General features: G+C 65.9%; 20 protein-coding genes. 5 read left to right on the top strand and 15 right to left on the bottom strand.

Translation table 11 applies throughout. The features are described from left to right. Nucleotides 1–27: 27 nt before the first annotated feature. From ERC79_RS12105 to ERC79_RS12085, 5 genes are read right to left on the bottom strand one after another with little or no spacing between them, the layout of a single operon-like run. Entirely contained in the window at nt 28–273 is a 246-nt protein-coding gene (locus tag ERC79_RS12105) for a EutN/CcmL family microcompartment protein (RefSeq protein ID WP_131578478.1), read from the bottom strand. Beyond that, nucleotides 270–791: a hypothetical protein gene (locus tag ERC79_RS12100; RefSeq protein ID WP_131578476.1), complete on the bottom strand. Its 522-nt coding sequence runs from the start codon at nt 789–791 to the stop codon at nt 270–272. Before ERC79_RS12100 ends, ERC79_RS12105 begins: the two co-directional genes overlap by 4 nt. After that, nucleotides 788–1,393: a BMC domain-containing protein gene (locus tag ERC79_RS12095; RefSeq protein ID WP_131578474.1), complete on the bottom strand. Its 606-nt coding sequence runs from the start codon at nt 1,391–1,393 to the stop codon at nt 788–790. The genes ERC79_RS12100 and ERC79_RS12095 overlap by 4 nt, the downstream gene beginning before the upstream one ends. A gap of 3 nt (nt 1,394–1,396) precedes the next feature. Beyond that, nucleotides 1,397–2,953, bottom strand: a complete 1,557-nt coding sequence (locus ERC79_RS12090; protein WP_131578472.1) for an aldehyde dehydrogenase family protein — start codon at nt 2,951–2,953, stop codon at nt 1,397–1,399. Then, complete coding sequence (locus ERC79_RS12085) at nt 2,953–4,239, bottom strand: aminotransferase class III-fold pyridoxal phosphate-dependent enzyme (RefSeq protein WP_131578470.1); 1,287 nt, start codon at nt 4,237–4,239, stop codon at nt 2,953–2,955. The genes ERC79_RS12090 and ERC79_RS12085 overlap by 1 nt, the downstream gene beginning before the upstream one ends. Nucleotides 4,240–4,463: 224 nt before the next feature. Between ERC79_RS12085 and ERC79_RS12080 the strand changes: the two genes are divergently transcribed. Continuing rightward, nucleotides 4,464–5,996, top strand: coding sequence for an APC family permease (locus ERC79_RS12080; RefSeq protein ID WP_131578468.1), 1,533 nt, complete (start codon nt 4,464–4,466; stop codon nt 5,994–5,996). A gap of 143 nt (nt 5,997–6,139) precedes the next feature. Next, nucleotides 6,140–7,132 carry a LuxR C-terminal-related transcriptional regulator gene (locus tag ERC79_RS12075; protein WP_131578466.1) on the top strand — a complete coding sequence of 331 codons (993 nt, stop codon included), beginning with the start codon at nt 6,140–6,142 and terminating at the stop codon, nt 7,130–7,132. Between the two features lie 30 nt (nt 7,133–7,162). Here ERC79_RS12075 and ERC79_RS12070 read toward each other — a convergent pair whose 3' ends face one another. The 10 genes from ERC79_RS12070 to ERC79_RS12025 all read right to left on the bottom strand — a co-directional run bounded on the left by ERC79_RS12070 (nt 7,163) and on the right by ERC79_RS12025 (nt 18,820). Then, nucleotides 7,163–7,936 carry a 3-oxoacyl-ACP reductase family protein gene (locus tag ERC79_RS12070; RefSeq protein ID WP_131578464.1) on the bottom strand — a complete coding sequence of 258 codons (774 nt, stop codon included), beginning with the start codon at nt 7,934–7,936 and terminating at the stop codon, nt 7,163–7,165. A gap of 181 nt (nt 7,937–8,117) precedes the next feature. Continuing rightward, nucleotides 8,118–9,749, bottom strand: a complete 1,632-nt coding sequence (locus ERC79_RS12065) for a DHA2 family efflux MFS transporter permease subunit (protein WP_131578462.1) — start codon at nt 9,747–9,749, stop codon at nt 8,118–8,120. Between the two features lie 172 nt (nt 9,750–9,921). Then, nucleotides 9,922–11,481 carry a carboxylesterase/lipase family protein gene (locus tag ERC79_RS12060; RefSeq protein ID WP_131578460.1) on the bottom strand — a complete coding sequence of 520 codons (1,560 nt, stop codon included), beginning with the start codon at nt 11,479–11,481 and terminating at the stop codon, nt 9,922–9,924. Between the two features lie 30 nt (nt 11,482–11,511). Continuing rightward, nucleotides 11,512–12,186, bottom strand: coding sequence for a GAP family protein (locus ERC79_RS12055; RefSeq protein ID WP_131578458.1), 675 nt, complete (start codon nt 12,184–12,186; stop codon nt 11,512–11,514). A gap of 158 nt (nt 12,187–12,344) precedes the next feature. Then, nucleotides 12,345–14,084, bottom strand: coding sequence for a hypothetical protein (locus tag ERC79_RS12050; protein ID WP_131578456.1), 1,740 nt, complete (start codon nt 14,082–14,084; stop codon nt 12,345–12,347). Then, a complete protein-coding gene (locus ERC79_RS12045; protein ID WP_242676536.1) occupies nt 14,081–14,737 on the bottom strand; it encodes a response regulator transcription factor in 657 nt (218 codons plus the stop codon). Before ERC79_RS12045 ends, ERC79_RS12050 begins: the two co-directional genes overlap by 4 nt. 95 nt (nt 14,738–14,832) lie before the next feature. Continuing rightward, complete coding sequence (locus ERC79_RS12040; RefSeq protein WP_131578454.1) at nt 14,833–16,386, bottom strand: succinic semialdehyde dehydrogenase; 1,554 nt, start codon at nt 16,384–16,386, stop codon at nt 14,833–14,835. A 140-nt stretch (nt 16,387–16,526) separates the two neighbouring features. After that, a complete protein-coding gene (locus ERC79_RS12035; RefSeq protein ID WP_131578452.1) occupies nt 16,527–17,543 on the bottom strand; it encodes a hypothetical protein in 1,017 nt (338 codons plus the stop codon). Between the two features lie 76 nt (nt 17,544–17,619). After that, nucleotides 17,620–18,144: a hypothetical protein gene (locus ERC79_RS12030; protein ID WP_131578451.1), complete on the bottom strand. Its 525-nt coding sequence runs from the start codon at nt 18,142–18,144 to the stop codon at nt 17,620–17,622. 187 nt (nt 18,145–18,331) lie between these two features. Next, nucleotides 18,332–18,820, bottom strand: a complete 489-nt coding sequence (locus tag ERC79_RS12025; RefSeq protein WP_131578449.1) for a hypothetical protein — start codon at nt 18,818–18,820, stop codon at nt 18,332–18,334. A 229-nt stretch (nt 18,821–19,049) separates the two neighbouring features. Here ERC79_RS12025 and ERC79_RS12020 point away from each other — a divergent pair, with 229 nt between their 5' ends. From ERC79_RS12020 to ERC79_RS12010, 3 genes are read left to right on the top strand one after another with little or no spacing between them, the layout of a single operon-like run. Further along, nucleotides 19,050–19,694 (top strand): TetR family transcriptional regulator, encoded by a 645-nt coding sequence (locus ERC79_RS12020; protein WP_131581031.1) that lies wholly within the window; start codon nt 19,050–19,052, stop codon nt 19,692–19,694. A 41-nt stretch (nt 19,695–19,735) separates the two neighbouring features. Continuing rightward, nucleotides 19,736–20,635 carry an ABC transporter ATP-binding protein gene (locus tag ERC79_RS12015; RefSeq protein WP_131578447.1) on the top strand — a complete coding sequence of 300 codons (900 nt, stop codon included), beginning with the start codon at nt 19,736–19,738 and terminating at the stop codon, nt 20,633–20,635. Next, nucleotides 20,632–22,263, top strand: a complete 1,632-nt coding sequence (locus tag ERC79_RS12010) for an ABC transporter permease (RefSeq protein WP_131578445.1) — start codon at nt 20,632–20,634, stop codon at nt 22,261–22,263. Before ERC79_RS12015 ends, ERC79_RS12010 begins: the two co-directional genes overlap by 4 nt. Nucleotides 22,264–22,278 lie beyond the last annotated feature (15 nt).

Below are 22,278 nucleotides of genomic sequence, written 5' to 3'. Positions count from 1 at the left end.
CGGCTGGTTGGGTGCGCAGTTGCGGGACTACGGTGCGTCGTCGACGGAGCCGATGATCAGGGCATCCACCGGTGGCGGGGTTCCCGGGAACCAGGAGGCGGCCACCGAGCCCTGGGCGACCAGGACCTTCTCGCCAACGCCGGAGCCGAGGACATCGAAGGCGATCAGCCGCGAACCGGCACCCTCGACCTCCACCTCGAGGAAGGCGCCGTGCGGGAGACCTTCGACCCGACGCGTGGCCCACACGCTGCCGGTCACAGTTGCGACAATCATCTGCGCTCCTTCTCGATTTCGACTCCCAACGCCCGCGCCTTCTCGCGCGCGAGCGGGGTGAGGACGGCGCCCGGGGCGAGGAGGAGACGGCCACGGGTCTCGGCGACGGCCACGATCTGTCGTTCGGTCACCGCACCCTTGTCCACGCGGGTCACGGAGCCTGCGCCGGTTGTGCCGCCGCCGGCCAGCCGAAACTCGAGGCGACCGGCACGCAGGTCCGCCCGAGACTTGGGGTTCTCGAACAGAGCCAGGAGCGTCCGTACGAACGCCCCGAGCTCGGCGTCGTCCGTCAGACGCACCGTCTCGGTGCGCTTACGACCGGCCGTCGCCCTCGGCCCCGAGGGCGACGCGCCGATCTGCTCGGCAAACGTCGCTGGCGCGGGTCGAGCGGGGACGGCCGCCACCGCGGCGGGCTTGCCGCCCACCGGGGCCGGGTTGGTGGACTTGAGATCACCGACCACGTCGCGCACCACCTCACGGACCATGGCGCGGATATCGGCGGGCAGGAGATCGCTCATCGCGCACCTCCCGCCAGCGCGTCCTGCGCTGCGGACGCCGCCTGGCGCACGTCCGCCTCGGTACCGGAGAGGTAGACGCGCCCGGTGGCACCGATCATCCGGAAGTCCACGACCTTGATGTCCGCGGCCTTCTCGGCCTCGTTGGTCGCGAGGATCGCATACGACGCGGGCTGGACCTCGAGGACGAACAACGATTCCCCAGCCAGCACCATCGAGCCGATCTTGTTGCGGTTGATCAGGAATGCGTGCTGGTGCTCGACGCTGGAGATGATCTTCGAAGCCAGGATCGTCGGCGCCATCGCGGAACTCGTCGTGGCGTCCAGTGCGTCGAGTGCCGCCTCCGCGGCGGCGGTAACGGCTCCGGTCTCCCCATGGAACTCGAGGTAGCCGAATTGCCGCTCCACCACCAGAATTCCGGCCTGCACCTCGGCGTGCTTGAGGGCGACGTCGGTGATGCCCTCGATGTCGAGACCCGGTGCCACCTCGATGATCTGGGCGGCCATATCGGCCCTGGGCAAGGCTCCACGGATCCAGCTACCCAGATAGGACATCGTCTGGGGTTGGAGTCGGTCGATGAAAATGAAGGAACGTAGCTCTGCCACGGTTCACCCCTTGATGAGTTGAGAGAGCTCTTCGACGACGATGCGCCGCAGCTCGGCTCTGAGTTGGTCGGGACCCGGACCACCACGGCCGGTCGAGCGGGTGGCCGGCCGCGACGGCGCCCGAGGCGACGGCGAGGCGACGGCTCCGGGATCGTTGGACGGGACCGGGTACGACGGGACCGGCCCAGCGGGAACGGCCCACGGCTCGGCTCCGGCGAACGACCCCATCGGAACGGCTGGGTCGCTGTTGAACGCGACCTTCGTCCAGTCGAGCAGGTGCTTGGGCTCGAGGTTCTCTCCGATCGAACTGCGGCCGACGAAGCCGGTCCCGATCGTCATGGACGGTGCGAGATTGGTGTCGAGACCCGAACTGCCGGTGCTGTTTCCAACGTTCACCGATACTCGGAGCACTGGCACCCGAGCCCCGAACTCCATGATCGTCGCCGAGTCCGAGCTGTGGATCGCACCCGAATGCCCGGCACCGGCGATGCGCACCACCGCCCGGGCAGCGTTGATGCCCCGCCGCGCATCCGCGACGCGGGTCATCCCGATCACCGGAGACAGCTTCTCGTGAGTGAACACCTCTTCCGCGATGACGAGAGGGAACGGCGCAACCAGCACCCGCACCTTAGGGTTCACCTGGATTCCGGCCTCCGCCGCGATCCAGGTAGCGTCCTTGCCCACCACATCGGTGTTGAGGTGACCTTCGGGGAACATGTACGCGCGCAGCAGATCTGCAGACTCGGTGTCGAGAATGTGGGCTCCGGCCCGCGTCAATTCCTTCTCGAGCTGGTCGGCCACCGACTCCTCGACGATCAGCACGGATTCGTTGGTGCACAACACCGAGTTGTCGAATGCCTTGCTCTCGACGATCCGCCGGGCCGCGGCCCGGACATCTGCGGTGGCATCGACCAGGACCGGCACGTTACCCGGCCCGACTCCGAGTGCGGGATTTCCGGAAGAGTACGCCGCGCGCACCACGCCGGTGCCGCCCGTCGCTACGATCACGTCGGTTCGTTCATCCGCCATGAGTGCCTCGACCAACGGGATCGACGGCTCCTCGAGCACCTGCACGATTCCGTCCGGCGCACCGGCGGCAGTCGCCGCCTCGGCGAGCATCCGGGCCGCGTCGACGCAGCACTCCTTCGCCCGCGGATGCGGTGCAATCACCACGGCGTTGCGCGTCATCAGACTCAGGATGATCTTGAAGTACACGGTGGCAACGGGATTGGTGGTGGGCGTCAGGCCCAGCACCACCCCTGCAGGACGGGGAAGCTCGGCAATCTTGCGGCCGTCGTCGACCCGCGGCGAGACGAAGTCCTGTCCGCGGTAGTGCTCCACCAGCCCACGCGAGCAGGCCTGGTTCTTGCGGACCTTGTCCGCGACCACGCCCATCCCGGTCTCGGTGACCGCCCACTGGGCGTATTTCTCGGCGTCCCGGTAGCCCGCCTCGGCGACCGCGGTGACGATCGCTTCGACACTCTCCCGGTCGTAGGTGGCATAGGACGCGGCGGCCCAGCGGGCCCGTTCGAGAATGTGTCCGGCACGTGCCGTACTCATCAGCTTGCTCTCCGATCAGTTCTGCGCGCCTCCGCGCGCGCTCGGCCGACAGCCACTTCGAGCCGGTCGAGCACGTCCTCGCAGAGATCGCGTGGCATGAGGATTCCGGGCTTGAACTGCAGGACCCTCGGGTCGAGCGTCGAGAAGATCGCCCACACTCCGATTTCGTAGAGATGGCGCATGACGTACTTCGCGCCCTCCGGGTGATCGAACTCGAGCCCGACCACCACTCCGTTCTGCCGGATTCCGACCATCCAGTCCGGGTACGTCTCCTGGATCCGGCGCAGACCGTCACGCATCAACTCGGAGATGTAGTGCACCATCGAACGAACCTCGGGCCGGGTCGTGATCTCGAGGGTCGTGAGCGCTGCCACGCAACCCACCTCGGCGCCGCCGAACGTGGAGATGTGGCCGAAGCCGTCCTGATCGAGCCACTGCGCGGCCCGGTCACTGAGCAACGCCGCAGTGATCGGGTAGACGCCGCCGGAGATTCCCTTGCCGGTCACCAGAATGTCCGGCCGAATGCCGTGTTTGGTGATCGCCCACAGTTCCCCGGTACGCATCAGCCCGGTCTGGACCTCGTCAGCGATGTACAGCGCGTCGTACTTCTCGGTGAGCGCCTTGACCGCCTCCAGGTAGCCGGGTGGCGGAAGCGGGAACCCGTATGTCGCCGGAATGGTCTCCATGATCACCGCAGCGACGTCGCGGCCGGAGAGGGCACGATCCATCGCGTCGATGTCCCCGAAGGGGACCTGCACGAATTCGTCGGGCTGCTCCGAGAGGAAGATCTTGGCGAACCGATTGTCACCGGTAGCGAGTGCCAGTCCGGTGTGCCCGTGATAGGCCTTCATGATCGAGACGATCTTGCGCTTCTGCGTCGCGTGCCGGGCACTCTTGAGGGCGATATCGATCGCCTCGCCGCCACCCGAGCCGTAGGCAACCTTGGTCAAACCCTCAGGCGCAGTGGCGATCAGAGCCTCGGCCAGTGCCGTACGCGCCACCGACGGGAAGTGGTGATTACCCACGTCGAAGCGTTGGAGCGCATCGGTCACGGCGGCCACGACCTCCGGATTGCGGTGTCCGAGGTTGTATGTGCCGCCGTTGAGGTGGAGGTCGATCAGGCGTCGCCCGCTCATGTCCCACAGGAAGTAACCCTCCCGGCGGTCGATGACCAAATCCACGCCAGAATTGGTCCAAAACTTGGTCTTGTCCGGATTCCAGTACTTCACGGACTTCTCGAGGACTTCACTCTTGGACTCGAAAGTGAATGCGCCGTAGTCGTACATGGCCTACCCATCGTCGCTCGGGCCCGATCCAGATCGGGCGGTCAGCCACTGTCGAGGTCAATAATATTGGTAGGACCATAAATGTCAATGGTCTCGAAGTAACCAGTTTTTCTTGGTCCGAACCCTTGCGGGCGTCAATTGGTAGTGCCATTATTGCCGCCATCCCATGTGGCGTAGACCACACATCCTATGTCAGCCCGACGATTCCGGGAGGTTCCCCGCTCATGACCCAAACCGAAAACCCCGAAGTAGCACCGACTGGTCGGTCCGTTCAACGACTGAGACGGAACGCCGTCGGCACGATCGGTGTCGTCTTCATGGCTGTCGCCACGTCCGCGCCGATCACCGCGATGGTCGGCAACGTTCCCATCGCGATCGGCTTCGGAAACGGCTCGGCAGCCCCTGCCGGCTACCTCGTCGCGACGATCGTGCTCGGCCTGTTCGCCCTCGGATACGCCACGATGGCCAAGCACATCACAGCCACCGGTGCCTTCTACGGCTTCATCTCGCACGGGCTCGGGCGAATCGTCGGCATGGCGAGTGGATTCATCATCACGATGGCCTACGTCGTCTTCGAGGCCGCCCTGGTCGGAATCTTCTCGTTCTTCGCAGCAAACATGCTCCAGACGGAGCTGGGTATCACGGTCCACTGGATCGTCTTCGCGCTCAGCATGATCGCACTCAATGCTCTGCTTACGTACTTCGACGTCAACCTCACCGCCAAGGTTCTCGGCGTCTTCCTCGTCGCCGAGATCGCGATTCTCGCACTCGGCGCCTTCGCTGTGCTCGTCCACGGCGGTGGCCCGGAGGGCTTCGTTCCCGAATCCATCAATCCGCTCAACGCATTCGAGCCGGCAAAGGGCGTGGTTACGGCCAGCGCGGGGCTCGGGTTGTTCTTCGCCTTCTGGTCGTGGGTCGGCTTCGAGTCCACGGCCATGTACGGCGAGGAGTCCCGGGATCCCAAGAAGATCATCCCCCGCGCCACGATGTTCGCTGTCCTCGGCGTCGGCGTCTTCTACGTGTTCGTGTCGTGGATGGCAATCGCCGGCACCGGGCCAAGTGAATCCATTGCGCTTGCGCAGGATTCGAGTACGGCATCGGAGATCTTCTTCGGCCCGGCCCGCGAGTACCTCGGCGCCTGGTCGGTGACGACGTTCAACATCCTGCTGGTGACGGGGTCGTTCGCCTGCGGCATGGCCTTCCACAACTGCGCGTCGCGGTACCTGTACGCGCTCGGACGCGAGGGCCTGTCTCCACGGCTGCAGCGCACGCTGGGCGCGACCCATCCCAAGCACGGGTCGCCGCACATCGCATCCTTCACGCAGACCGCCATCGCCACCACTATCGTGCTGCTGTTCCTCGCCGCCGGAATGGATCCGTACGGCGAGATGTACGTGATCCTGGCAATTCTCGGAACGATGGCGATCCTGATCGTCCAGGCGCTGTGCGCGTTCGCCGTGATCGCCTACTTCCACGTCGGCAAGCACCATCCCGAATCGGCGCACTGGTTCAAGACATTCACCGCTCCCCTACTCGGCGGTATCGGCATGCTGTACGTGGTCTACCTGTTGTGGAAGCACAAAGAAGACGCGGCCGGTTCTGCCTCCGGCACATTGCTGTTCACGCTGACACCGTGGATCGTGGTCGGTATGTTCGCGGCCGGTGCCGCCATCGCCGTGTACTTCCGGTTCCGCGACCCGAAGCAATACGAACTGATCGGTCGCATCGTCCTGGAGGAAGCGCACGAACGCGAGTAGTCACGATCGAAACCGAACAAACGTTTGAGGACGGATCCCGCAACGTGGGATCCGTCCTCGAGATCTCGCCGAAAGCCACCGCCACCCGCCGAGAAGGCGCAAGATCCACACTGTCCGCTCCCCAGGTGCACGAGGAAACGCAAATGACGAACTCTCACGACACCCTCGCGATGATCTCCGATATCGCGGCGATCTGTACCGAACCGATGCCGGCAGACGACCTCGCCACGGCCGTTATCGAACGACTCAGCGGCGATATACCGTTCGAGGCTGCGGCGCTCTCTACCTACGACCCCACCAACGGCGTGCATTCGACGATCGCGGGTACCGAATACCCGAGCGAGGTGGTCGGGTATCTGAACGACGGATTCACCGTCGACGATCCAGCCTTCCTGGCCATGCGTTTCCGGCATTCACGCCCCCTCCGCTGGTGCGACATCCCCCGCTATTCCGAAACCTTCAGTGCACGAGAAGTTTTCCAGCCGTCAGGATTTCGCGAAGGGGTTACTACCTGCCTGTTCACCCGCGACGGCCGCTACACCGGATCACTGCACCTGAGCACCACCTTCGCGGTGCCACTCAGCGATACCGACGTCGACTGCCTTGCGGCGATGCGCCCGGTACTGGGCACGCTTCTGGACTCGCTCCGAGTGGTTTCGGCGGCGGCCTGGACGGATCTCGTCGACAGTGCCGAAGAATCGGCTCTGCTGACGAAAGGAAAGCAGCTGGTGCCGCTTCCGGGCCTGCCGTGCGGGACGCTCCTGACGCAGGACGGCCCCGTCATGCGACGGATCCTGGTCGCGGCTGCCCTCCCCGGGCAGCGCAGTCTGTACTGGACCGCCCCTGACGGCCGCACGTTCCTCATCCAGCTCACGCCGGTCTCGGCCGGATCGGTCGTGACGATGCGCGAACGCCGGCCGCCCCGCGGACTCACCAACCGCGAACTCGAAGTGCTCGCGCTCCTCACGCAGGGTCTCAGCAACAGCGAGATCGGAGCAGAGCTGCACCTGAGCCACCGGACGGTCGCAACCCATGTCGAACACATTCTCGAGAAGTTGCAGTGCCGTTCCCGGGTCGCGGCCGCCGGCCTCGCGACAGCGGAGGGGATCGTCGCACCACCGGCGACGACCGGGTGAGGAGGGCTCACGCGGTCGTCGCGATCCGACTCATAGCTGGACCGGCGTTCCGATCGTCCAGCCGCCGTCCACCAGCAGGTTCTCGCCGACGATGTGATCAGCGAGTGGGGACGCGAGGAACAGCACCGCGTTCGCGATGTCCTGTGCGGTCGCCCACCGGCCCCGTGGGGTCTGGGCCGACAACGCGTCGCGGGTCTGGTCGTCGTACAGCGCGGTCATCTCCGTCGTCACGAACCCGGGTGCCACCGCGTTCACGTTGATGCCGTGCGCCGCATAATCGAGCGCGACCTGCCGAGTGAAGTTGACGATCGCCCCCTTCGAGGCGCAGTACGCCGCAAAGCCGGGGTTCCCGCGTAGTCCGCTGATCGAGCTGATGTTGACGACCTTGCCCGGGCGGTCGAGTGCGAGCAGTTGGCGGATCACCTCGCGGGTGCAATGGAAGGTGCCATCGACGTTCACCGACATCTGCCGACGCCACGTCTCGTCGTCCGTCTCCACGACGGTGCCCGAGACGAGCACTCCCGCGTTGTTGACCAGTATGTCGATGCCGCCGAGGCGGGTCGAGACGTCGGCAACGACACGCGATACCTGCGCACTGTCCGAAACATCGAGCAGCACATGCTCGGCCGAACCACCATCCGCCACGATGAGCTCGCCAGTGGTGGGGCCACCCTCGCGTGCGCTTTCGGTGAGGTCCGCGATCACGAGGTGTGCACCCACCTGGGCGAGAGTGTAGGCGATCGCCCGCCCGATCCCGGAGGACCCGCCGGTGACGAACGCGACCTTGCCTGACAGATCGATCATGATGCTCCTCGAAGTCTTTGCCGGATAATGGTTTCCCACGCTAAGAGCACTCCTGAGTGACTGCAATCGGCCGGTCGACCCACTCTTTCGGATCGCATCGAATCGGGCATCCGTCAATTGACGGAGCCGGAGCGGCGAACCGGTTCCCCGCCCCAGTTCCCGTCACGGATTCGTTTGCCCACTAGACCTTCTCGCGAGTCCGCGGCTGCAGCTGTGTCGCGGTGCCGAGACCGGCGAGCAGGAATCCGGCGGCGACGAGCAGCGACCAGCGGGTCGCGTCGGCAAATCCGTCGGACAGCGCTTCCGCCGTCTCCGGCCCGGCGGTGCCGAGTCGGCCGTGGTCACCCTGATCGCGGATCGACGGGATCGTACCGCCGGCCGAGTCACGGGTGGCGTTCACCAGCTGCGACGAAACCTGCGGCGGCAACGCGACCGGTTCGAGCCGGTCGGTGAGGCTGTGCGCGAGCCCGAGCGAAAGCACGGTACCGAGAATCGCGGTGCCGAGCGCGGCGCCCAGCTGCCGGACAGTGCTCTGCGTCGCCGATCCCTGCCCGGACTCGTCGGTGGGAATGTCGACCAGGACCGTGCCGGTGAGCTGTGCCGACGCCAGCCCCAGGCCCAGTCCGTAGATGGCGAGCAGCAGCGCCAACAGCCACGTCGGCGAGGTCGGGCGCAGGTACAGCGCGAATGCCAGCACACCGACAACCTCGAGCGCCAAGCCGAGCATGACGGTGCGCGGCGCCCCGAACTTCGCCGTCACGTGGCGAGCTGCAGCACCCGACATGAACGCACCGGCGGCCATCACCGCGAGCACGCAACCGGCGCCGAGGGTACTGAGCCCCATAGCATTCACCAAGAACAGCGGCAGGACCAGCAGCAGGCCGAACTCGCCGATCGCGACACTCATCGCGGTGAAGTTGCCCCAGCTGAACGTGCGGAAGCGGAACAGCGCCAGGTCCAAGATCGCCGAGTGAGCGATTCGCGCCCGGTGCCGCTCCCACACCACGAACGCCACCAGCGCCGCCACACCGATCGCGGCAATGACAGGAGTCGCGGAGATCGCCGCGGTCTCCGGCCACGTCGCACCGAAGACGTTGAGGTCCGCGATCGGTGTCCACCAACCGATGGTCTGCCCCTCGATCAGTGCGAAGATCAACGCACCGAACCCGATCACGCTGAGCAGCAGACCGACGACGTCGAGGCCGGGAACGGTGATCTTCGCCCGCGTCTCCGGGACCGTGAGCACGGCGCCGATGATGACGAGGATGCCGATCGGGACGTTGACCAGGAAGATCCACGGCCACGTGAACGACGTGGTGAGCCAGCCGCCGAGTAGCGGGCCGACGGCCGCCATGCCGGAGATCACGGCGCCCCACACGCCGAACGCTATGGCCCGGTCCTTCCCGCGGAACGTCGCATTGACCGTCGACAGCGTGCACGGCAGCACCAGCGCGCCGCCGACACCCTGTACGAGGCGGGCGACGATCAGCGCGGTGGAACTGTCCGACGCGGCAGCGAGCAGGCTGCCGCCGATGAACACGACGACACCGACGATGAAAAGCAACCGGCGGCCCAATCGGTCGCCGAGTCGGCCAGCGGTGAGTAGCAACGCCGCGAACACCACTGCGTAGATGCTGTTGATCCACTGCGCATCGGTGAGGTCCAGGTTCAGCTGGTCGATGATCACCGGCAGCGAAACGTTGACGATCGTGCCGTCCACGACGATGAGCGACAGACCGGCGGCCAGAACCCCCAGCCCTATCCAGTCCCGCCGCCCCACTCGGGGTTCGGTCTCGGTCGTATCCACGCTCATCACTACGCCTTTCCTCCGGCTGTGCGGCGCGCCATCTGTCGACGCTCCCGCGATTCCATCAGAGGAAACGCGCGACAGTGACGGATGCCGACCGCGAATCGGGCAATTCAAACTTTCGGTTGAGGCCTCCGGGGTACTTGGACCCCATCGGCAACTGAGCCACGAGCGCAACTCAGGTGAAGGCGATGACCTGCTCGCCCCAGGCCTCGCGCAGCGGCCCGTCGAGATCCCTGACGACGGTGTCGTGTTTGTCGATCACCAGCGTGGCCCGATTCTCCCTGTTGTATGCGTCCCATTGCGGCTCACCGTCGAGGCCGACCGGCACAGCGTACTTCGCGAAGGCGAGCCACCGCTGCTGCATGCGCGCCGACACCTTCCGGCCCGTGGACAGGCCGCCGAGCTTGTAGGTGATCTCCTTGGGCCCATGCGCAATGTTGCCGAATACGTATGGCAGTTCGGTCGCGTGGGTCGCGCCGATCTTCAACGCCTTGAGCATCGGCGTCGCGTAATCGAAGCGGTACAGCCAAGTGGGGGCGTACTGGCTGTGCGCCTCCACGATCCACAGCGTGGGCAGCCGAAACCCGAAGTCCCGAGTCAACCCCATCGCATCACTCTTGGTGGCCAGACCCGAGTAGGCCGATTCGATGCGCGCCTGATCGGGTAGCTCCAGATCGGGGTGCTCGGCGGCAATCTCGTCGAACATCGCCCGGATGACGGCGGGATCGACCGGCATGAGTGGGCTCTTCATGATCTGGAACAGCGACGACTCGTCCTTGTTGGTGCCGATGAGCAGCGGGATCCGCATCGCGGTGCCGTTCCAGAATGCATTCACCGGATAGTCCGGCACCAGCTCGCCGTCGACGATCGGGCCGAACGCCAACGTACCGGGGGTCTCACTGGGGATGCGGGCGAACAACGCGTCCGACGCCGTCAGCAGTTCGTCCGAGGTCGCCGTCAGCAGACGCTCGACGGGATCGTCTGCGCCGCCGAGGATCTCGAGGAAGGTATTCGCAACATGAGCTGCTCGCTCCGAGTTGTACACCGAGGTGGCCGGGGAGCTCTCCGCGATCGCGCGGTGGAAGAGCCCCCGCGCCGAAGGCATTGTCATCAGCGTGGTCACCGCGCCGCCGCCAGCCGATTCCCCGAACAGGGTGACGCTGTCCGGATCACCGCCGAAGGCGGTGATGTTGTCCCGCACCCAGCGCAGCGCGGCAATCATGTCCTGCAGCGCGACGTTCGGATCGAACCGGTGCTCTTCGGTGTTCAGCGACGAGAAGTCGACGAACCCGAGGACGCCGAGACGATAGTTCATCGTGACCACGACAACGTCACCGTTCTCGGCGAGCGACCGGCCGTCGTACAGCGGCTGACTCGACGCCCCGCGGAAGTACGCGCCTCCGTGAATCCACACCATGACCGGCTTCGGCTTGTCGAGGCTTCCCGGCGACCAGACGTTGAGTGAGAGGCAGTCTTCGTGCTTCTGGATATCGACGCCGAGCGGCATCCCCGGCATCGGGCTCTGCGGGCAGACTGGGCCGAAGCGGTTCGCCTCGAAGATGTCGGTCCACGGCTCGGGTGCGACGGGGGCCTGGAACCGCCGGCCACCGGTCGGTGCGGCCGCGAAGCGGATTCCCTTCCACACGGCGACGGGGCCGTCGATCGTGCCGCGCACCGGTCCGTAGCTGGTTTGGACGACGGGCACGGTGTCGGTGTTGTTGCCGGTGAGAGTCATCGGGTTCCTCCTTCGAATCGATTGGGACGGCTACGCGTTGAGCGCGGAAATCACATGAGAGACCTGTAGGGCTGCCAGCATCAGAAAGAGAACGGTCATGATGGCGGCGTTGTGGCGGACCAGTTCGTCCTTGACGATGCCGAGCGCAGCGGTGACCCGCTTCGATGGCACAGCCGCGAGAATGGTGAGGACGATCAGGCCCAGTCCGCCGAGGACGGCGAACCCGAATCCGAGGAGGATCAACTGCGGCACAGCAAGATGCGCTTCACCGATCAGCGTGCCAGCCTTGAGCTCGATCGGCAGGCTCTTCGCATTCGGGACCGTCAGCAGCAGGCTCAGTACTGCGACCCGGCCGGCAGTCATGGAGTCGATCTGGGCCATCCACGAGGGCATCACTGCGGCGGCGCCGTTCTTCGGCCGGCTCCGCCAGCTCAGATACGCCATCACCAGGAAGGCAGAGCCGAAGACCGAGGCGAACACCACCTGAGTCGGGTGCGCTGCTCCAGTGGCGTCCAGATCGGACCTGCTCGTCAGCGCTGTCACGATGGTGATCACCGCCGACCCCGCGATCGCCACGGCCGTGAACGTCATCGCGTTCGTCCGGGCCCGGGCAGAGAGCACGATCGCGATGATGGCCGCGAGTGGAATCGGGCTGATGATCATTCCGATTCCCAACGGAACCAGATGAGCCACTGTGGATTCCATTTCGACTCACCCTTCCTTCGTTCGTATCGAATGCGGAAGCTGACGAACAGTGCGGAGACTATCGTCGGCATCCGAGAGCAACGATATGAAGGTCAGTGCCAGGTTCGTCCCAGATGTTCGGGTATTGCGACATCGCTGCACGGAGGAGCCGGCGCCGGTCAATCGAGCCGGACGGACAGCAACACCGAATCGGGCTCCTGAACGAGTTCCGCCGCCCCCACCGAGTTCGACAACGAGGCCAGCCCCAGCCCCACACCACGATCTCGCGCGATCTGGCCGGGTGATCGAATTCCTATGCAGATCAACGATGTCCGCGGATCCACCCGCATCGACACGTGTAACGGACCGCCCGATCCGTGCCGGATGGCATTCGTGAAGCCCTCGGACAACACGTCGACTGCATGCTCGAGGCGGACGGGGCTGGCCGACAGTAACGGCCAGACCGCCTCGTCGATGTCCGTCACCATCGGCACGGCAGCGGACCACATGCCGATCAACTCGGTGATCTGCTGCTTGGCTTCGGCTCTCGGGATCGTCGGCCGCGACTCGTCCTCGGCCACCTCACGCAAGATACGGTCGATCAGCTCGCCGACGGCTGCGTCGACGGACGGCTGATCGACGGAGGTACCGGCGGCACTGGCTGACGTGTGCATGAGGAGTGCCGCGGCCACCAGCTCGCCCTGCACCGACGAATGCAGAACGTGCGCCAGCCGCCGCCGAGCCGACACCACCTGCCCGTGCACCTCCGCCGCGAGACGGCTCTGCTCGCCGAGCGCCGTCGCGAGTTGCTGCTCCTCCAGCGCACGCTGCGCGGTCGCAGCCCGGATGAAGCAGATGGCGAGCGCGGAGAAGGGGTAGAAAGCAATGCCGGGAAGGACGAAGGCCGGCGGGTATCCGACGCCGCCGAGGATCACCCAGAACACAGAGGCGGTCGCGGCAGCGACGACGACGTACGCCACTGCCATGAAGCCGATGCGCCGGGCGGCGACCGGAATTCGCGACGCCGTGCGCTGGACGACCCAGCTTCCGAACATCGACACCACGGCGCCGAGCACGATCTGGAGTGCCGCATCGCGGAACCCGTAATTCGTGAACAGGAACGTCATGATCAGCGAGGTGTACAACAGCGCCGGCAGGACGAGCGGAGCTGGTTCCACCGCCTGCATCATGTCCGCCAGGCGCTCGCGTCGGGTCAGTACCGCGGGCGTCACGGCCGGTTGAGGCAGCGGAGTGACGTCCTGGAACAGCGCGTGGCTCATGGGGCGGACGATCTCCTCCGAGATCCCGCGCAGCAGCCGTGACGCCCGCTCGGGTTCGAGCGAAGTTCGGTCCGCGGCATCGAGAGCGGAGCGGATCTGTCCGGCCAGCTCGTCGGCGCATTCCCGTCCGAGACCCGCGAGGTACTTCTCGTCGATTCTGCGCTGCTGATCGAGCGCTGCCTGCGCGGCCCGCAACCGTTGCATCATCGCGTTGTGTTCACGGATGGCGTCGACGAGAATCGCGATGAGCGACAACGAAACCACTGCCGTCGACACGTTGATGATCACGCGGATCAGCGTCGGCCGGAGGTCGGTCGGCAGGCCCTGGAAGCTCAGCAGCGCATCCAGCAGGAACGGTCGGCATGCGCCGAGCACGGCGAAGACGGCGATCGACACGGCGGGACGCGGCCGGATCCGGTTGCCGCGCAGCACGGTGAGCCATGCAATCAACAGCCCGCCACCGACGATCATGTGCACGACCACCGCGACCCCGAAGTACTCGGGCCAGTCGCGAGGACTCTGAGCAGTGGTGTAGCTACCCATGACCGTGACCGCGAACGGTGCGGTCAGAATCCACGACCAGCGAGTGACGGCGCAGCTGCCGCCGATCCGCGTCAGCCAGGGAAACTGTCGGTTCAACCGATCTCCGCCGGAGTTCCGAAGCGGCGGACGTACAGCTGTGCGGCGACGACCCGCGGGTTCAGCTCCGGGTTGTTGCTCAGCTCGAGGGCATCGAAGGTGCGGGTCACCATCTTCTCGACACTTCGCAGGCTCGAACCCCGTCGCCGCGCGATCTCGGCATTGGACCAGCCGAGCGCGATACACCGCAGCACGTCGAGCTGGGTACGCGTCAACCGCTCGAGCACCGCGTCCGGATCGTCATGCCTGGGCGCCGGCGGCAATGGCTTTTCCGTGAGCGCGAACTCGACGGCCGTCACCAGATCCTCCACGGATTCCAGCGAGACCTTGTCGAGGAACACCGATCCAGCGGGGACGCCCTCACCCGGAGCGACACGGGCCCGCGGATAGTTCGTCAGGAACACCACCGCGCAGTGCGGGGCCCTGGCATGGATGATCATCGCCATCTCCATGCCGTTGGGCCGCGCCCCGAGGTCGATGTCGGTGATGAGAACGTCCGGGTCGATGTCGTCGAAGTCGGCGAGCGCGTCGGCAGAACACGACCGCTGCTCCACCTCGAATCCGGCATGCCGGAGTGCGTCGCCGACCAGTGAACGCATCAGCGGCTGATCTTCGACGACCAGTGCCCTACGCACCCATGTGGTTTCGTTCACGGGAAGAGAGTAACGAGTGAAGTCCGATCAGACGTGACAGTACGCATGTCTAACGATCAACGGCGCGCCGTGCAGCGGGCCTCGAATCTGCCGGCTCAACGCCCCGGAAGGTAACCCATCGCCTTGATGAACGGCGGCAGGAGCCTGGCCCACACCTTGGCCGGAAGCCAACGCGGGCCACCGAGATTGACCACACGCGTGGTCGCGACAGTCTGCGCCTCGGTGTATTTGAGCAGCCCGTCCTCGCCATGACGTCGACCCACCCCGGAGGCGCCCATGCCACCCATCGGCGCTGCGGTGCTGCCCCACGCCGGGCCGTAGCCTTCAGCGACGTTGACCGTGCCTGCCATGATGCGAGACGCGATGGCCTCACCCTCGGCATGGCTACCCGCCCACACACTGGCATTGAGGCCGTACTCGGTGTCATTGGCGCGGCGGATTGCTTCCTCGACGTCGGCGACCGGGTAGATCGATACCAGAGGTCCGAACGTCTCGTTGGCGTAGCACTCCATTTCCTCGGTAACGCCGGTGAGCACCGTCGGCTCGTAGAACAGCGGGCCCAGGTCGGGACGCGCCTTGCCGCCCGCGACCACCGTGGCGCCCTTCGCCACAGCGTCTTCGACATGCCCGGAAACCGTCTTGACCTGCGCCTCGGAAACGAGGCTGCCCATCTCGATGCCGAATTCATAGCCAGGCGCCAGGTTGATCTTGCGTACCCGTTCCCCGAACATGCGGATGAACTCCGGCGCGATCGACTCCTCGACGAAAATCCGCTCGATCGAGATGCACAGCTGGCCGGAGTTGGAGAAGCAGGCGCGCACCCCCGCGTCGGTGACCTCGCGCAGATTCGCACCCGCGGCGACGATCATCGGGTTCTTGCCACCGAGCTCGGCGGAGAAGCCGATGAGGCGGCGCCCAGCCTGCTCCGCGAGCAGCTGTCCGGTAGCGGTGGAGCCGGTGAACATGAGGTAGTCGGTGTTCTCGACCAGTGCGGTGCCCACCACCGATCCGGGACCGGGCACCACCGCGAACAGCTCACGAGGAAGACCCGCCTGGTACAGCAGCTCCGCGCAGGCGAGCGCGCAGTACGGCGTCTGGCTGTCCGGCTTGATCACGACGGCGTTGCCGGCGAGCAGCGCCGCGATCGCGTCGGACACCGCCAGGGTCATCGGGTAATTCCACGGCGAGATCACGCCGACGACTCCCTTGGGATGACGTCGGACAACGGTCTTGGTCAGGCCTGGCAGCATCCCCTGGACCCGCTTGGGGCGCAGCAGCTTCGGAGCGAGCCGCGCATAGAAACGAGAGGTCATCGCGATATCGAGAACCTCTTCCTGCGCCGAGGCACGAGACTTGCCGGTCTCGGCCTGCGCCATGTCCATCAGCGCATCGCGGTTCTCGAGGACCAAGTCGCGGTAGCGGAAGAAGATCTGCGCCCGCTCGACCGGCGAGCGCTTCGCCCACGCCTTCTGCGCCACGCGGGCCCGCTCGATAGCCGCAAGCGCATCGGCCTCGGTACCGACCGGAACGGTCGCAAGTTCGCGGCCGGTGAATGCCTCGACGATCGAGCGCGTCGGACGGTCAGCGGCGTCCGGGATCGCGATGAGATCGGCGAGACGCGCAAATGTCGCTGCGGACGGAGCAGGCATGTTCGCACCCCTACTGGTGAGTAGATTTCGAGTTACACACAAACCTACCCCGTCCGTGGCCGTGATCACAGGTTCCGGCGAAGCAGTGTCGGTACATCATCGAATGATCGAGACCGCCGTTCGAATGGTCCGTGTTCGAACTACCCGGCCGGCGGGTTGTTGTGCTGCCACAGCGCCCAGGCCGCTGCCCCCACCGCCGCGGTCGCGGCGGCACCCACAAGTGGGATCCAGAGTGACGACGTACCGGAGGAGGAACCGAGAGAGCCCAGCGAACCGAGGGAACCGCCCGCACCGGATTCGGGGAACGTGACCGGGCCGGAGTACTTGCGCTCGAGCCAGTTGTTGTGCAGCAGCTTGACGGACGCCAGCCACTGGCCGCCCGGCAGCTCGACGCTGTCCGAAATCGGGAACACCACCCTGCCGCGCTCTCCCGTACCGACCCTCGTCACATTGGCTGGGATGGGTCCGGCACTCCTACCGCCAGGACCTGCGGTCAACATCAGCTCGCCGCTGATGTCCACGGCACGGCCGCCGGTGTTCTCGACGTCGACCACCACGGAGACCTGCCCGTCCGGCCCGGTCTCCGAGGCCAGGCCGAGGATCCCGAAGTTCGCGGGCGGGCCGTTACCCGGACCCACGGTGAGATACACGCGGACCCCCACACGGGATGCCGAGATGACGCCACCGCCACCATTGCCGTTGGCGCCCTGGGCCCAGACCACCGCCTGCTGCGCACCTTCGGGCGCGTCGGCGGGAACCGCGAACGTGACGATCACCTCGGAACTCTCACCGCTCGCGAGTACGACGCTCGGCTTGTCCATGCTCATCCACGTCGTCAGTTCATTGAGGGTGCCCCGGTCCTCGACTACGAACTGACCGTTCGTCTCAGTGGCCGCGCCCGCGTAGACCTCGACCCGCTGCGTCGCAGCGGTGGTGTTCTTGACAAGAACCCGCCGGTGGATCGTCGCGCCTGGTGCGAGATCCTCGACGATGTAGTTCGCCCGCGGATCGCCCGGGTTCCCAACGGGCGCATCGAGGAGCCTGATGCCGATACCTCCCCCTTCGGCCGCAGGAACCACGGACGGAGCCGCGTTCGCCGTCACGGTAGACCCGACGATCGATGCAATCAGAAGTAGGAAAGTAAGCAGGTGGCGCATGGAGGAATCACCTTCGTGAGAGACCCGCGGTGCAGCTCGTCGAATGAGCCGCGCCGAGTGGAAGCGGAACGAACAATCAAGCAACCGAGTGAGTCAACGTCGCGCTGCAGTTCCCGATGACGTCGATAGCAGTGCGGTCGATCGACAGCTTCGGGGTCCACTGGACCGTGATGTCGGTCAATCCGTGGCCCGGTTGGGCGAGGACGACCTTGGGCGAGCCCAGCGCTTGTGCGCCAGTGCCTTCAGCACCCGTGGTCGGAGCGATCGCGGTGTACGTCACCTTGTTCTTCGGAATGGTGCTGTCCTGACTGTTGGTGAGGTCGGTGATCGATGCGGTCACCAGGAACGCGCGGGCCACACCCGTGCCATTCCGTCGATCACGAACACTCGAGACGGGGGCGAGTGCGGTGGCGCCGTCCTGGCCGGGCACCCAGGTCAACGGGGCGCCGTCCGGCACGCTGAGGTCGAGACCACCGTTCAGACCGGTCACGCTGAAAGTCACCGTGGTGTCAGCGGAGGCCGCGTCGGCCACCACCCCCGGAACGAGCAATAGGCCGGTCACCGATGCTGCGACCCCAGCCGTCGCCAGCGTCTTACGCATGTCTCGTCTCCAGTGCGGTAGTGAAGTCGGGCACCCTCGGGAGATGGCATTACTCTCCGTGTCGAAAGGCGCCTCGAATCTGAACAGAATTTTGAACAGTTGTCCAGTACTGGCGCATGCCGATTCCTGACGTCCTCGGAGTCCTTGATCAAATGGCCATTAGATGCGGGCTCATCCCCGATACCGCTCAACCCCAGTACGGGGGAATCGCTACGGTCGACAGCTTGGCCGACCGAATCCCGTTGGTCACCAGTCCACACCGATCCGTACCCCAGCGGACCTCGACGAGCGGACCCGATTCGTAGCGGAAGATCACCGACACCGCGGATGCACGGCCGTCGACCGGTCGGCACGCGGTGGGGCTCGTCGGCACACTCTCGTTGAGCACCTCGACGACCTTGTCGAGAACCTCGCCGCTCAGGAGGCCGGCGCGGGTCAGTCCGAGTGGCGCCGAGCCGTCGTACCGGATTCCGTCGTAACGGCAGGCGGTGGCGGCCACCGGCGAGCCCGGCACCATCAGTTCTGCGGAGCCCGCCCGGGTGGGGCCGAAGTCGTGATCTCGGGTAGTCGGGGGGCAGGCCGGGGTCGGTGCCTCCACAGCCACCGAGCCGCCGATGATGTCGTAAGCCAGGACGGCGGCCACCGCGCACAATCCGGCAGCGACCAGAGCAGTCACGCGTGCTGCGTGGTTTCGCTTCTCGAGCATCCACACCGTCGACGCAACCCCCGATCACGCTGACCAAATATTGGATTGAATTGTGCGCCCGCTGCGGCCGTCGCGGCGGCAAATCGAAATTCCGCATGCCGCCCGAACAGGACACGACGGCGGCTGAGCCCAGCTCACGGCGGCGCAACCCTTGTCGGCCGTTGCACACGCGAGTAGCGTTTTGAACATGTGTTCAGCCATGGCTGTTCCGGGCACGCAGGCACAGGACCTGAACACCCGCGCACGGATCCGCGACGCCGCGATCCGAGTGTTCGGTGAGCAGGGATTCGACGCCGGGGTCCGTGCCGTCGCGACCGCGGCTGGAGTCTCTCCGGGCCTCGTCAACCATCACTTCGGCTCGAAGCAGGGCCTGCGCAGCGCATGCGACGAGAAGGTCCTCTCGATCATCGTCTCCGAGAAGAAGGCGGTGCTGACGGCGTCCAGTCCCGCACGCATGCTCACGGCGCTGGCGGAGATCGAGCAGTACGCCCCACTGGTCGCCTACCTGGTCCGGAGCTTCCAGGCCGGTGGACGCCTCGCCGCATCACTGTTCGAGCACATGGTCGCCGGCGTCGAGACCTACCTCGAGGCCGGCGTCGCCGAGGGCAGGCTCCGACCCAGTCGCGATCCTGCCGCCCGCGCGCGGTACCTCACCCTCAACAGCCTCGGGTCGACGCTGCTCTACCTGCAGATGCGAAACGAACAGGATGGCTCGGCCGGCTACGGCGCTGCGATCCGCGCGATGACCGACGAGATCATGCTGCCCAGCCTCGAGGTCCATACCGAGGGGCTGTTCGTCGACACCTCGATGCTCGACGCCTACGTGGCCCACGAACCCGAGTAGTCCACATTCCGGCTTCCAGGACACGACCTCCAGGAGAAGACATGACCGTCATCATCGAAATCGACAAGCTGGTGAAGACCTTCGGCACCACCCGCGCTCTCGACGGGCTGGATCTCACGGTCGGCGAAGGCGAGGTGCACGGATTCCTCGGCCCCAACGGAGCCGGCAAGTCGACCGCCATCCGGGTGCTTCTCGGCATGCTGCGCGCCAACGGCGGCACGGCGCGACTGTTCGGCCGCGATCCGTGGCGGGACGCCGTCGATCTGCATCGTGACATTGCCTACGTCCCAGGCGATGTCACCCTGTGGCCGTCGCTGACCGGCGGCGAGGTCATCGACCTGCTCGGCCGCATGCGCGGTGGCATGGACGCAGGCCGCCGCGCCGAGCTGATCGAACGGTTCGATCTCGACCCGAGGAAGAAGGCGCGCACATACTCGAAGGGAAATCGGCAGAAGGTAGCGGTGATCTCGGCGTTCTCGTCCCACGCCCGCCTTCTCCTGCTTGACGAGCCGACAACTGGTCTGGATCCGCTGATGGAAAAGGTCTTTCGCGATTGCATTTCCGAGGCCGGTGACCGCAATGTGACCGTACTGCTGTCGAGCCACATTCTCTCCGAGGTCGAGGCTCTCTGCCAAAAGGTGACGATCATCCGAGCCGGGAAGACGGTCGAGAGCGGCTCGATCGACTCCATGCGCCACCTCAGCCGCACGTCGATCACCGCCGAAATCACCGGCGATCCAGGAGATCTCGGACGGATACCGGGCGTCGAAGACGTCCGGTTCGACGGCCGGACGCTACACTGCCAGGTTGACGCCGATGCTCTGGGAACGCTCATCCGCACGCTCGGCGACACCGGGGTGCGGAGTCTGGTCAGCACGCCGCCGACGCTCGAGGAACTGTTCCTGCGGCACTACCAACTCACCGAAGAGGTGCGGGTATGACCACCACCGCGCCGTCTGCGACCAGCCATCCGACGGTCACAGCGTCATCACCGTTCACGGGAACCACAGCACTGCTGCGCCTGATCCTACGACGCGACCGCATGATCCTGCCGTTTTGGTCGCTCTCCATCGGCCTGCTGCCGATCATCTACGGCCGGGCCATCATCGGGCTGTACACCACCGACAGTCAGCGCGTCGCCTTCGTCGAGTCGACCTCGGCACTCAAGTCCGAAATCGCCTTGGTAGGACCGATCTTCGGCTCCAGCGTCGGCGCTTTGACGGCTTGGCGCGCCGGCTACCTGTTCACCTTCCTGGCCGTCGCCGTCATCCTCACCGTCATCCGGCACACCCGGACCGAAGAGGACAGCGGGCGCACCGAACTGCTCGACTCGACCGCGGTCGGCCGGTACGCAAGCCTGACCGCCGCGCTGCTCGTCGCAGGCCTGGGTGTGGCCATCAGTACCGCAACCGGCACCCTGGGACTGATCTCGATCGGGACCGGAGTAGCTGGCTCGATTGCGTTCGGAATCTCGGCTTTCGGCGCGGGGGCTGTCTTCATCGGCGTCGCCGCGATCGCTGCACAGGTGAGTTCCGGCGCCCGACTGGCTCGCGGCATTTCATTCGTCGTACTGGCCATTGCCTTCCTTCTGCGCGCAGTCGGCGACGCGGGGTCCGGATCGCTGTCGTGGCTGTCGCCGATCGGCTGGGCCCAGCAGTTGCGTCCCTACGCAGACGAACGATGGTGGGTACCAGCGCTTCCGGCCGTCACCGCCGTGATGTTGATCGCTATCGCCTACCAACTGCTCGCGCGCCGCGATCTGGGCGCGGGACTCATCGCCGAGCGCCGCGGCCCTGCGGCGGCTCCGAAGGCACTCTCCGGGCCGGTCGGACTCGCGTGGCGCACGCAACGCGGACCGCTGATCGCCTGGACCGTAGGCCTGACCGTGTTCGCGCTGGTGATCGGCGGCGCCGCGCACGGCGTCAGCGATCAGCTGGGCGGCAGCGAGGCGGTTGCGCAGGTTCTGGCCCGGCTGGGCGGGACGCGGACGATAGAGGACTCCTTCATCGCGTTGGGGTTCACGATCTTCGGGCTCGGCGCCGGCGCGTACTCCATCTCCGCCACCCTGCAGTTGCACGACGAGGAGCAAGCAGGCCGCGCCGAGAACACTCTCGCCGCGTCGATCGGCCGTCGGCGCTGGGCCATGAGCCACATCCTGTTCGCGCTCGTCGGCCCTGCCATCGCACTCGCCGTCGCCGGCCTGGCGGCGGGGATCTCGTACGGCGTGTCGATCGACGACGTCGGCGGCCAGGTACCCCGCATCCTGGGTGCGGCGCTGGTGCAGTTGCCGGGCGTGTGGCTGCTGGCCGGTATCACCTTCACGCTGTTTGCAATGGCGCCGCGTCTCGCGCCCGTCTCATGGGCGGTCTTCGCGGCGATGATGGCGCTCTACGTCTTCGGGATGGTCGCCGACCTTCCCCAACCGCTGCTCGACCTGGTCCCGTTCCTGCACCTGCCCCGGCTACCCGGCGGCGAGTTCCATGCCGCCCCGATCGTGTGGTTGCTGCTGATCACCACGGCGCTGTTGCTCGTCGGGCTGGCCGCCTTCCGTCGCCGCGACATCAGATGAACTACCCGCCGCGGT

Origin of the sequence: Rhodococcus sp. ABRD24, from assembly GCF_004328705.1 — a bacterium.
In the GTDB taxonomy this organism is placed as follows: domain Bacteria; phylum Actinomycetota; class Actinomycetes; order Mycobacteriales; family Mycobacteriaceae; genus Prescottella.
The sequence above is the reverse complement of the archived record's forward strand: the minus strand, read 5'-3'. Positions and strand labels throughout refer to the sequence as shown.

Coding starts and splice junctions, on each gene's coding strand:
- ERC79_RS12040 (WP_131578454.1), bottom strand. CDS start 16,386: ATGCCTGCTCCGTCCGCAGCGACATTTGCGCGTCTCGCCGATCTCATC.
- ERC79_RS12100 (WP_131578476.1), bottom strand. CDS start 791: ATGAGCGATCTCCTGCCCGCCGATATCCGCGCCATGGTCCGTGAGGTG.
- ERC79_RS12075 (WP_131578466.1), top strand. CDS start 6,140: ATGACGAACTCTCACGACACCCTCGCGATGATCTCCGATATCGCGGCG.
- ERC79_RS12010 (WP_131578445.1), top strand. CDS start 20,632: ATGACCACCACCGCGCCGTCTGCGACCAGCCATCCGACGGTCACAGCG.
- ERC79_RS12105 (WP_131578478.1), bottom strand. CDS start 273: ATGATTGTCGCAACTGTGACCGGCAGCGTGTGGGCCACGCGTCGGGTC.
- ERC79_RS12065 (WP_131578462.1), bottom strand. CDS start 9,749: ATGAGCGTGGATACGACCGAGACCGAACCCCGAGTGGGGCGGCGGGAC.
- ERC79_RS12080 (WP_131578468.1), top strand. CDS start 4,464: ATGACCCAAACCGAAAACCCCGAAGTAGCACCGACTGGTCGGTCCGTT.
- ERC79_RS12090 (WP_131578472.1), bottom strand. CDS start 2,953: ATGAGTACGGCACGTGCCGGACACATTCTCGAACGGGCCCGCTGGGCC.
- ERC79_RS12030 (WP_131578451.1), bottom strand. CDS start 18,144: ATGCGTAAGACGCTGGCGACGGCTGGGGTCGCAGCATCGGTGACCGGC.
- ERC79_RS12055 (WP_131578458.1), bottom strand. CDS start 12,186: ATGGAATCCACAGTGGCTCATCTGGTTCCGTTGGGAATCGGAATGATC.
- ERC79_RS12060 (WP_131578460.1), bottom strand. CDS start 11,481: ATGACTCTCACCGGCAACAACACCGACACCGTGCCCGTCGTCCAAACC.
- ERC79_RS12070 (WP_131578464.1), bottom strand. CDS start 7,936: ATGATCGATCTGTCAGGCAAGGTCGCGTTCGTCACCGGCGGGTCCTCC.
- ERC79_RS12020 (WP_131581031.1), top strand. CDS start 19,050: ATGGCTGTTCCGGGCACGCAGGCACAGGACCTGAACACCCGCGCACGG.
- ERC79_RS12035 (WP_131578452.1), bottom strand. CDS start 17,543: ATGCGCCACCTGCTTACTTTCCTACTTCTGATTGCATCGATCGTCGGG.
- ERC79_RS12015 (WP_131578447.1), top strand. CDS start 19,736: ATGACCGTCATCATCGAAATCGACAAGCTGGTGAAGACCTTCGGCACC.
- ERC79_RS12085 (WP_131578470.1), bottom strand. CDS start 4,239: ATGTACGACTACGGCGCATTCACTTTCGAGTCCAAGAGTGAAGTCCTC.